We start from the raw sequence: 10,814 nt of genomic DNA on the forward strand, positions 1-10,814 counted from the left end.
GATTGCCGGTAGCGCAAGATCAAACGCTGTCTGACTTGTAGTCGTAGTTGTAATAGCTGTAGGCGCCATAGCCGTATTTGGCGGATGAGCGTTTTTCGATGCCATTGAAAATCGCGCCTTTGAGCTCGATGCCACTTTGCTGATAGCGACGCATCGTCAACTCCACTTCACGCACGGAGTTCACCTCGAAGCGAGCCACGATCAGGTTGGTGCCCGACTGACGCCCCACGATGGTTGCGTCCGTCACCGCGAGAAACGGCGGGGTATCCAGAATCACCAGGTCATACAGCGCGCTGACCTGTTCGAGGAACGCGCTGAAATTGGCGTGCATCAATAGTTCAGAGGGGTTCGGCGGTACTTGCCCGCGCCCGAGGAAGTGGAGGTTGTCCACGGCCGTGTGGTGGATGGCTGCCGTGAGTTCGCAGTTTTTGGCCAGCACGTCAGACAAGCCGTTTTCAACCGATACGCCGAAGACCTTGTGCAAATAGCCTTTGCGCATGTCCACGTCGACCAACAACACCCGCTGCCCTGAATGGGCAACCACCGCCGCCAGGTTCGCCGACACAAATGTCTTGCCGACCTGCGGGCTCGGCCCGGAGATCATCAGGCGATTGTTAGCGGCTTCCAGCATGGCGAAATGCAAGCTGGTACGCAGGCTGCGCAAGCCTTCGATCGCGGGGTCCGAGGGGTGAGTCATGGCCAACAGTCGTGCGCCACCGAGCTGGTCTTTACGAAGGATTTTTTGATCCAGTTCTTTTTGTATCGTGCTGAACGGGATCGCGGCATAGACCGGCAAGCCGAGCTTTTCCAGGTCATTCGGGTTGGTAACACCGCGGTTGAGCGCTTTGCGGAACATCACCAATGCGATCGCGATAAAGGCACCGAGCAGTGTGGCAATCACGATGATCAGCGCTTTCTGCGGCCTGACCGGGCTTCGCAAATCGACATCGGCGGTATCGATGAGCCGCACATTGCCCACGGTGCCGGCGCGCATCACGTCCAACTCTTGATACTTGTTCAGCAGCAGCGTGTAGATCTCGGTGCTGACCTTCAAATCGCGGGTCAGGCTCAGCAGCTCCTGCTGGGTGGTGGGCAGGCTCTCGACCTTCTTGGCCAACTCATTCTGGCGCTCGGTCAGCTCTGCCAATTGAGTCAGTAACGCCCGGTACACGGGATGCTGAGGGGTGAACTTGCGCTCTATTTCCGCCTGCTGCATCTTGAGTTCGGAGATGCTGGCATCCAACGCGACGATCTGATCCAGGATGGCTTTCGCTTCCAGGCTGATATCGATGGTCTTGTTGCGGATCTGAAATTGATTCAACGCCGCTTCCGCCTGCTCGACATCCTTGCGCACTTGCGGCAACTGGCCCTTGAGAAACGCCAGGCTTTGCGCGGCTTCTGCCGAGGTACGGTCAATGTTTTGCCGCACATAGATGCGTGCGACCTCATTGAGCACTTGAATCGCGTCGGCAGGTCGCGGGCTTTCCAGGGCCAGCCCGATAATCCCCGATTCCTTGCCGCGTTCAGCCACATCCAGCAATTTCTGATAGCGCAAAATGGTGCTCAGGCGCGGTGAACGGACCACGCTGAAAGTGGTGCCGGGGTTGGCCCGAAGCTGTTCGACACGCAGCTTGATGCCATTGCTGTCGTAGGCGCGCCCCACTTGGCCCTCAAGCAAAACAGCCTCGTCCTGGTCCGACAGCGTGAAGCTGCCGCCATTGCCGGCGGTCAACGTCAGCTCCTGGCCCAGCAGTTTGGCGGGAAGGCGCAGCTCGGAAAACTTCAGCTCCTCACCACCCCAGGCGAAGCTGCTCAACCCCAACCACGGTGCAGCCACTGCCTCCTGTTCGGTGGGTTTGAAACGACGGGCAATAAAGTCCCCCAGCAATGGGAAATGCTTGGGTTTGACGTCAAGGTCCAGGTTCAGGTTATCGACGGCGGTCCCGATGGTGATCCGCGAGCGGATGAGTTCGATTTCGGTCACCGTCGGCGATTCTTTACCGAGCAGGCTGCCGACATCCGAGAAGCCCAGCATGTCGCCCTTCTTCGGTTCGACCTGAACTAACGCGGTCGCTTGATAGATCGGCGGCGTCAATACCGAATAGGCCGCGCCTAGGGCCATAAAGGCAATACTGATTCCACCGATCAGCCATTTATGATCCAGTAGAGTACCCACCAGCGCCATAAAGTCTAAATCAGTGTCATCCGAATGGTGTGAAGTTACCGCAGTTGCTGATTGCATAAGTCAGTTCTTTTTCTTACAGATAGTCTAGGAATGGCACAGGGTGCAAGACGCCCGGCTCCATGCACGTACAACGGCTATACTCGACACACAAACGCTCACTAGAGCCTGACAACACAATCTTCTCAACACTTGACGCTCAACTCACGAGTCACTTTCCCAATATTCCAATAGAGGGTTCAAGCGATCATGTCCGACCTTAAATAACATTCAAACAACCTCAACCCGCCAACAACTGCGCCCACGCATCCGTCGCTTCTTCAATCAAGCCATACGCTTGTAGAAATGCCGGTTTGCCTTGGCGGTAAGGGTCTTTGATTTCTCTATTGCACTGCCACTTGCCCAGCAGGAATACTTTACCCCGAGCCACCGGCGCGAGTTTGAGCACCTCCTCGATCTGCCACTGTTCCATCACAAGAATCAGGTCCGCTTCACTCACCGCCCCGCTCGTCAATTGCCGTGCCTGGTGGGGCTGAAAAGCATGCCCGTGTTCTTCCAGTACCCGCGAAGCCGTGGCTTCCAGCGGGTGTTGATGCAGCGCCGCCAACCCCGCCGAACTCACCTGTATATCACTGGAAGCAAGTGCGGCACGCAGTAAATTTTCCGCCATGGGGCTGCGACAAATATTGCCGACACACACAATCAAAATCTTATTAAACACCGCCATCTCCCACGCGCCGCAAAGTACTCATGAGCCAAAGCAAAGAATAAATAACATCAACGCCAGCCAATAGCACCCTGAAACAAGCCAGGCAATTATGTTCACAAGCAATAAGTTTCGACCATCTCTTCAGCCGGACAATAAATAACATAATCGCCTATTGACCGACTAAAAATAACATTCCCTTACTTTTGCGCCTCTTCATAATAAAGTGCCCACCGAGTACAGCAACGAGGCACGGCCATGAAAAGTTCAAAGTTACTGGTAGAGCGTATTGGCCTGTTCCCGTCTTCGGGAAACATTCATGTCAATGTCGACAACTCGACAACGGTGGTTGAGCGAATGCACATGTTATATGCCAGCAACTCTTTAGACTTCGACGAATCCGGTTCCGGGCTGTCCATGGTCTTCGCCGACTGGCGCTTCAAGTTGCAAGTCAGTAATGCCCTGTCCGTCTGCCTGTGCGTAGAGAGCCGTGGCGACCGCCATTTCATGCAAACCAAGACCGACGAGCTACTGGCGAACATCTTCAACACCGAGGGACGCCCATCAACCGGTATGCCCGTTCAAGACACGCCTCCACTCATTGCGCCTTGATCGGCCCGGAGCCGACGCGCCACGCGGGTTCCTGATGGGCGCGTGACGCCCCGGAGACGCTGACGGCGACATGGTTAAGCAGGTTCTCGGCGTTGTACTTGGGCACCAGCGCACTCAATAACACGACCACTGCCCCAGCGCCGATCAGCGATGGCGACACATTGACCTGCGCGACATCTATTCGCCACAAGAACGTCAGCGCGGCCACCGCGCCCAATAACCCGCCCGCCAGCGCCTCGTTCAGAGGGTGAATGTACGGCGCGACACAATAAGCACTGAACCAACCGGTGGCGATCAATCCGGCGAGCGCCGCGGGCCAGCGCAAGGCCGGGTTGAACTGGCGCGCCACCAAACTCATTGCCACGGTGACCACCAGGCATGTGTTCATGGCGTGGCCACTGAGCACGGCAATATCAAGGTGTTGAAACGAAACGCCCCAGCCCTTGAACAGCAACTTGCTGAACGCCACGATTGAATAAGTGCAAGCGACGGTGATGAGCCATCCCTTGAGCGCCCGCGGCGACGAATAGCGCAGCCACACAGCGATGACCAGCGCGGCCGGAATCATGACGGTAATACCGCCATAGTGTGCGAGTTCTTCGCGCATGAGTGACCCACCTGACCCAGCAATTTTCCGCGCCCATCAGACCTCAGGCCCAGGGAAAACACAACGTTATCTACGGTCAGGTTAAAGCCCTTGCCGCCCGCGCGCCCACACGCCCACAGGGCGTCAAGCGGCGTTGCGGATCTTGTGCAAGGCGTCCGCCACCCACTTGCCGAACGCATCCACCGGCCCTTGCAGGTTACCGAGGAAGTGTGGGTAGATCAGCCACAGGTTCATCACCGGCTTGAAGTCCTTGAGCGGCATCACTGCCAGTTGCTCGCGGTGGGCGCTACGCTCCAGCAACGGGCGCGGCACCAGGCCCAGGCCCAGGCCGTCCGCCACCAGACCCAGTTGCAGCTCGGTGCCGAAGGTTTCCAGGTTCACCCGCAACGCCAGGCCCTGATCGGACAAGGTGCGTTGCAAGCCGGCACGGAAGCCGCAGCCGTCCGGGTTGAGGATCCAGCCGTTCTGGTACACATCGGCCAGCTTGCACGGTTTCTTCGGCAACTGTGCCTTGGCGCAGACCACCACCAACTCCATCTTGCCGATGGATTCACCCACCACGTTGTCCGGGAAAATCTTGCCGGCCGGGAACAACGCCGCCGCCGCATCCAGCTCGCCGCGTTCGATCTTGCCGACCAATTGGCTGCCCCAGCCGGTGGCGACCTGGGCGCGCAGGTCAGGGTATTCGGTGCGCAGGTGCTTGAGCGCATCGAGCAGCACCACGTCGCCGATGGTTTGCGGCACACCGAGGCGCAACAGCCCGGTGGGCGGCGCATCGGTGGCCACCAGTTCGCGCAGGGCATCCATCTCACGCAGGATCAGCCGGCACTGCTCATAGACGCGCGTGCCGATCAGCGTAGGCTTGAGGGGCTTGGTGTTGCGGTCGAACAGCTCCACGCCCAACGCCTGCTCGAAGTTCTGCACACGGCGGGTGATGGCCGGCTGGGTCAGTTGCAAAGACTCGGCGGCATGGCTGATGGACTGGCACCGAATCACTTCGACAAAAGCATCGATATCGTCAATTTTCATTTGGGCCGCACATAGAAAACAGTCATTAAGATGTGTGCGAAGCATAGTTGCAGGCACGTTTTCTGGATAGCCCGGGCTGTGTTCGATAACGTCTAACACTATGCAGAGCGGTTCTAAATCACCTTCAGCTATAAGCTAATCATTAAAAAATAGCATATTAACTACAAACATTATGCTTAGATAAACCGATCAACAGTAGCCGATGGAAGTGTCATGACCCAGGCCAAGCACCCCGAAAGACTCAGGGCCTTCATAGGCGCCCTGGCGGAATTGATCGACGCTAATCCACGCGAAGGCGACCTGTTGCACCGTGGCGGCAAGCTGCTCGCGCAACTGGTCAGCCATGACGACTGGCTCCCCGACGAATACGCCCAACCCGACCCCGAGCGCTACCAGCAATTTTTGCTGCATGCCGATTCGCGCCAGCGCTTCAGCATCGTCAGTTTCGTATGGGGGCCGGGGCAAAGCACGCCGATTCATGACCATCGGGTCTGGGGCCTGATCGGCATGCTGCGCGGTTCGGAATTATCCCAAGGCTTCGCGCGCGCCACCGACGGGCGCCTGGTCGCCGCGGGCCAGCCGATCCAACTGGTGCCGGGCCAGGTCGAGGCCGTGTCGCCCAAGGTCGGCGATATCCATCAGGTCAGCAATGCTCACCCCGATCAGGTGTCGATCAGCATTCATGTGTACGGCGCCAATATCGGTGCCGTGCGCCGCGCGGTGTACCAGCCTGACGGCAGCGAAAAACTGTTTATCTCCGGTTATTCCAACGCCTTTCTCCCGAACATCTGGGACTTGTCCAAAGAAAAGAGCCCTGCCCTATGAGCACCGTATCGCACCGCAGCTTTGCCCAGATTCGCCAGGCCCTGTTGGACCGCGAAGAAGTCGCCTTGTTGGACGTGCGCGAAGAAGCGCCGTTTGCCGAATCCCACCCGCTGTTCGCCGCGAACATCCCGCTGTCCAAGCTGGAACTGGAGGTGTACTCGCGCATCCCGCGGCGCGATACCCAGGTGACGGTCTACGACAACGGCGAAGGGCTCGCCAGCCGCGCCGCCGAGCGCCTGGTTGCGCTGGGCTACACCGCGGTCAGCCTGTTGGAGGGCGGCCTGGACGGTTGGCGCAACGCCGGTGGCGAGCTGTTTATCGACGTCAACGTGCCGAGCAAGGCCTTCGGCGAGTTGGTGGAGAGTGAGCGCCACACGCCGTCCCTGGCTGCCGAAGAGGTGCAGGCCCTGCTCGACAGCCAGGCCGATGTGGTGGTGCTCGACGCCCGCCGCTTCGACGAATACCAGACCATGAGCATCCCCACCGGCATCAGCGTGCCCGGCGCCGAGCTGGTGTTGCGCGCCCGTGAGCTGGCGCCGGACCCGGCCACCCGCGTCATCGTCAACTGCGCCGGGCGCACCCGCAGCATTATCGGCACCCAGTCGCTGATCAATGCCGGCGTGGCCAACCCCGTGTCGGCCCTGCGCAATGGCACCATCGGCTGGACGCTGGCCGGGCAGACACTCGCCCACGGCCAGTCGCGCCGCTTTGCGCCGACCGGCGAAGCCCATCGCCAACTCGCTGCCCAGGATGCACGCCGAGTGGCCGACCGGGCCCGCGTCGGCCGCGCAAGCCTGGCCGACCTGCAACACTGGCAACAGGACACGACGCGCACCACTTACCTGTTCGATGTACGCACCCCGGAAGAATTCGACACCGGCCACCTGCCCGGCGCCCGTTCCACCCCGGGCGGCCAACTGGTCCAGGAAACCGACCATGTCGCCAGCGTGCGCGGTGCGCGATTGGTGCTGGCCGATGACGACGGTGTGCGGGCGAATATGTCTGCGTCCTGGCTGGCCCAACTGGGCTGGGAAGTGCATGTGCTGGATGACCTACAACCGGCACACTTCAGTGAAACCGGCGCCTGGATCGCCCCGGTGCCCGCCGCGCCCCAGGCCGAACTGATCAGCCCGCAGACCCTGGCCGAGTGGCAGGCCCATGGCGACACCGTGGTGCTGGACTTCACCGCCAGCGCCAACTACGTCAAGCGCCACATCCCCGGCGCCTGGTGGGCCCTGCGCGCGCAACTGCCGCAAGCCCTGGCCAAGGTGCCGAACGCCGAGCGCTACGTCCTGACCTGCGGCAGCAGCCAACTGGCGCGCCTGGCCGTGGCCGAAGTCGAAGCCCTCACCGGCAAACACGTGTTCCTGCTGCAAGACGGCACCGCCGGCTGGATCGCCGCCCAACTGCCGCTGGAAGCAGGTGAAACCCGCCTGGCCTCGCCGCGCATCGACCGCTACCGCCGGCCGTATGAAGGCACCGACAATCCCAAGGAAGCCATGCAGGCCTATCTGGATTGGGAGTTTGGACTGGTGGAGCAATTGGCTCGGGATGGGACACATGGGTTTTATGTGATCTGAGTCTGCCATCAGCGCGGGCTACGCTGGCTGCGTGTGCATAGGCAGACGCGGCCGCATTCGAAATCGCTGATGACGCGCCGTCGAAGTTGATGCCCAGGCGCGCCGCCAAATGTGCGTCGACATGGAAGAACGGCTTGTAGGTTGTTAGTTAAGCACCAGTGTGTTTTTCAGGCCCGTCCACTGCGCGTTTTCGAGATCGCCCATGGGCTGGGCCTTGATGTAACTCAGGGCAAGCAGTTGGCGAGTGCCAGGTACGATCAGCCCTAACTGATACTGATAAATGCGCTCGCCACCTCTGCCGAACTGGTTGTGGACCTCGAGGGCGTCAACATCTTGCCTGGCACCGACGCGAACATTTTGCAGTGGTTGGTAGCGTAGTTCCTGAACCTGCTGCTCAAGCTTTTTCAGTTGCTCTGTAAAGTTACTGCGCAGGGTTTCTCCATCAGCGAGCACGGCACGGGTGATGAGCAATGAAGTGCTCAGGTCGGCTAATTTCAGAATGTTGATGGATGAGTCTTGAACATCATCAGTGGGCAGCATGAATTGCAGTTCGTTGAGTCGATAGGTCATGGTGGGTGGGTTGCTCTGCCTGCCAGTAGTAGATTGGCTTGGGCGACATCGAGTTGGCAGTAATATCAATTCGGATTTTTATGATGCACGTCAAAGCCATCAGGGACTTGGCCTTTTGTCATTCTATCTACCCCTGCCCGGCCATATTTTTTAAGCGATTTTGGATCTTTTGCCACTTTCTTCAGATACTTTTCCTTAGCTCCGCCTTTTTTCCAAGGTTGGCACGCATCTTCTTGATTTCACTTTTCGTTCTCTTCTGATAAGCAGGTTTCAAGACCCCAGGGGTCAATCCACATGAATGGATTAGGTGTGTACTGATGGAAATTGAGTCTAAAAATCATACACCTGATACGCAGCAACAAACCCGTTGTCGATGGTGAACGAATTGGGGCTGTTATGGGGTTTGTACTTATCTGACAGACGTGCTTGTACTTGTGCAATGCTTTCTCCAATGGTTATTCCACCGTTCGAAACTTTTGGTACTATTGCGTTAGTCAAATTCATAACCACCTCTATTTCGGCGCGTTCACTAATGCCCTGCCTACAAAAACTGGGCTATCGACAATTTTTTCGTATTTTACAAAATCTGTTGGGGCTACGCGTCCTTGGACTTCCCCATTCCGGTACACCTTCCAATAGCTGGATTAGTGGTTGCTTCCGCCCGGATGGTAGTCCGGGACATCTTTGCTTCCGGATTTTGTGATCCTAGTAAACTGCGTGTGCTGAGTCTTGTTGGTGTTAAAATTTGTGATGCTTTTGGTATAGCCTTTTTTCAATAACGACATTTCAACTTGCTGAGGCGTTTTGCCGAAAAGCTTGCTCGCCCACTTTTTAGAAATGTTTTTCCCTCCATTAAGGGCTTTAATGCAAGTTAACCCGAGAGGGTCTACCCATTCAATCGGGTTAGGCGCGAATTGGTATAGATTTAGCCCCCCCGCCAAGCCAATCGGATCCGGCGTCGTAAACCGCCCCCTAGAAGTCAATAATTTACCTGGCCGATCGTACACACTATTTTACCCATGAGGAAAAATCAGAAATATAGATTTCATCTAATCTTAGATTTGCGGGGATATCTTGAATACTGTCGGCAATTTCATCGAAAGGTGAAGGTATTACGTATGAAATACCGAAGTCTTCCTCTAGGATGAGGGAACCATTGAAAATGCGTTGTCTTTTTGATAACTCAGCTATTTCATAAAAAAACATGCCAGTCCTGAATGTTTTCCGGTACGTACCCTTGTAGTTCTTATTGCAACCCAGCGAACATATAGCACCGTCAGCCTTGGTAGTAATAGTTATTGTATTATCCACCCAATAAGCCGTCCTGATTTCGCTATCAGGCAAAGTATAGTTTTTAACTACGACCTCATGGTACTCATACAGCTCTTTAAGGTAAATAGAAACATTGCTATTGAGTACAATGTTCGCGAGAGACTCCCCGGATTTTATTTCAGCATTGAAGTCAATCATTTATAAACTCCCGTTCATTAGTGCGCCATCGACATAGACTGGAGAATCTTTGATTAAATCGTAATTTTTAAATCCTCCGTGACCGATTCGGCCAAAAACCACATCTTCCCCCGATTTATTTACTTTATAAATCTTCCAGTAGTCGTTGCCGTGAATATTTTTTTGGCTTTTATTTCCGCCCGGGTGATAATCCAGCTTATATATGGATCCGGATTTTGTAGTTCGAGAAAAATGAACGTGCTGAATGGCATCAGGTCTGCCAGCTTGAGGATAACTTTTAGTCCAGCCACGAGTGCTTAGATAGCCGTCAAGGTCAGCAGATTTCTTGCCCGTCAACTTATCAATCCAGCGTTTGGCTATCGTAGATTTCCTGGAAAAACCCTTCGATGAGCCACAGTTTAATCCTATAGGGTCGACATATCCAAAAGGGTTTGGTGCATATACGTATAAGTTAACCCCACCCATCAACCCAATCGGATCCGGCGTCGTAAATCGCCCCACATCCGGATCATAAAACCTGAACGTATTGAAATGCAGCCCCGTCTCCCGATCCAGATACTGTCCCTGAAATCGCAGGTTCTGCTCTTCAATGTAATAAGGCTCACGCACCTCCTCCAGCGTATTGCCCCACACCCGATAAGTCGCGCGCCAGACGTTGTGCCCGTCGCCTTCGGTCAATTGTTCCGGCAAGCCGTTGAGGTCGTTGTGGTAGTAGCGGATTTTTTGCAGCGGGCCGATGCCGTCGACTCGCGCTAAGGGTTCGTAGCCTTCGTCTGCGTAGACGTAAAGGCTGGTCTGGCTGTGTTTATGCTCCTGCAACAAACGCAGGCCATCCCAGGTGAATCGGGTTTCTCCCAGCGCATAACCCCGGCTGTCGTGTTCGGTTTTAGTGATACGTCGACCGAGCGGGTCGTAGGTCATGTTCACCAGCGTTTCGCGCCCGTTCTTCTGGCTGCGTACTTCGATCAAGCGGTGTTCAGCGTCGTAGGCAAAATGTTGCAAACCCCGTGCGGCGCTGCGTTTTTCGATCAGTCGGCCAAAGCCGTCGTAGCGGTAACGCTTGTCCTGGTAGGTCAGCAGTTTGTTATGCACCACCAGCCCGGCGCCGGTTTGCGGGCCGTCGAGCAGGTTGGCGGCCGCGTCGTAGGCGAAGGTTTCGCGCTGGCCGCGCAGGTTGTCCTGGCTGGCGATGATGCGGCCGGTGGCGTCGTAGTGCAGCAGTTGGCGATGTTG

10 protein-coding genes and 1 pseudogene are annotated in these 10,814 nt (G+C 56.5%); 3 read left to right on the top strand and 8 right to left on the bottom strand.

From position 1 onward, the window contains the following. Positions 1–19: 19 nt before the first annotated feature. Together C8K66_RS27110 and C8K66_RS27115 are read right to left on the bottom strand one after the other, a co-directional pair. Positions 20–2,242, bottom strand: a complete 2,223-nt coding sequence (locus C8K66_RS27110; protein WP_108526502.1) for a polysaccharide biosynthesis tyrosine autokinase — start codon at positions 2,240–2,242, stop codon at positions 20–22. Positions 2,243–2,462: 220 nt separating this feature from the next. After that, positions 2,463–2,903 (bottom strand): low molecular weight protein-tyrosine-phosphatase, encoded by a 441-nt coding sequence (locus C8K66_RS27115; RefSeq protein ID WP_169850583.1) that lies wholly within the window; start codon positions 2,901–2,903, stop codon positions 2,463–2,465. Positions 2,904–3,146: 243 nt separating this feature from the next. On the opposite strand from C8K66_RS27115, the gene C8K66_RS27120 reads away from it, so the two are divergent. Further along, positions 3,147–3,500 carry a phosphomannomutase gene (locus C8K66_RS27120; RefSeq protein ID WP_226926240.1) on the top strand — a complete coding sequence of 118 codons (354 nt, stop codon included), beginning with the start codon at positions 3,147–3,149 and terminating at the stop codon, positions 3,498–3,500. On the opposite strand, the gene C8K66_RS27125 is transcribed toward C8K66_RS27120, so the two are convergent. Continuing rightward, positions 3,487–4,107, bottom strand: a complete 621-nt coding sequence (locus tag C8K66_RS27125) for a hypothetical protein (RefSeq protein WP_046383843.1) — start codon at positions 4,105–4,107, stop codon at positions 3,487–3,489. The genes C8K66_RS27120 and C8K66_RS27125 overlap by 14 nt on opposite strands. A 123-nt stretch (positions 4,108–4,230) precedes the next feature. After that, the gene (locus C8K66_RS27130) at positions 4,231–5,136 is read right to left on the bottom strand and encodes a LysR family transcriptional regulator (RefSeq protein WP_046383844.1); all 906 of its coding nucleotides are present in this window, start codon (positions 5,134–5,136) and stop codon (positions 4,231–4,233) included. 213 nt (positions 5,137–5,349) lie between these two features. On the opposite strand from C8K66_RS27130, the gene C8K66_RS27135 reads away from it, so the two are divergent. Further along, positions 5,350–5,961 carry a cysteine dioxygenase gene (locus tag C8K66_RS27135; RefSeq protein WP_108526504.1) on the top strand — a complete coding sequence of 204 codons (612 nt, stop codon included), beginning with the start codon at positions 5,350–5,352 and terminating at the stop codon, positions 5,959–5,961. Continuing rightward, positions 5,958–7,541 (top strand): rhodanese-related sulfurtransferase, encoded by a 1,584-nt coding sequence (locus C8K66_RS27140; protein ID WP_108526506.1) that lies wholly within the window; start codon positions 5,958–5,960, stop codon positions 7,539–7,541. Before C8K66_RS27135 ends, C8K66_RS27140 begins: the two co-directional genes overlap by 4 nt. A gap of 144 nt (positions 7,542–7,685) precedes the next feature. Here C8K66_RS27140 and C8K66_RS27145 read toward each other — a convergent pair whose 3' ends face one another. The 4 genes and pseudogenes from C8K66_RS27145 to C8K66_RS27165 all read right to left on the bottom strand — a co-directional run. Next, a complete protein-coding gene (locus C8K66_RS27145; RefSeq protein WP_108526508.1) occupies positions 7,686–8,111 on the bottom strand; it encodes a DcrB-related protein in 426 nt (141 codons plus the stop codon). Positions 8,112–8,976: 865 nt separating this feature from the next. Next, a pseudogene (locus C8K66_RS31755) lies at positions 8,977–9,082 on the bottom strand (RHS repeat-associated core domain-containing protein); the annotation flags it as partial. Positions 9,083–9,119: 37 nt separating this feature from the next. Further along, positions 9,120–9,581 carry a hypothetical protein gene (locus C8K66_RS27160; protein ID WP_108526512.1) on the bottom strand — a complete coding sequence of 154 codons (462 nt, stop codon included), beginning with the start codon at positions 9,579–9,581 and terminating at the stop codon, positions 9,120–9,122. Continuing rightward, positions 9,582–10,814, bottom strand: a 1,233-nt coding sequence (locus tag C8K66_RS27165) for an RHS repeat domain-containing protein (protein WP_256591084.1), incomplete at its 5' end; no start/stop codon positions are given.

The organism is Pseudomonas sp. GV105, assembly GCF_003058185.1.
Classification (GTDB): domain Bacteria; phylum Pseudomonadota; class Gammaproteobacteria; order Pseudomonadales; family Pseudomonadaceae; genus Aquipseudomonas; species Aquipseudomonas veronii.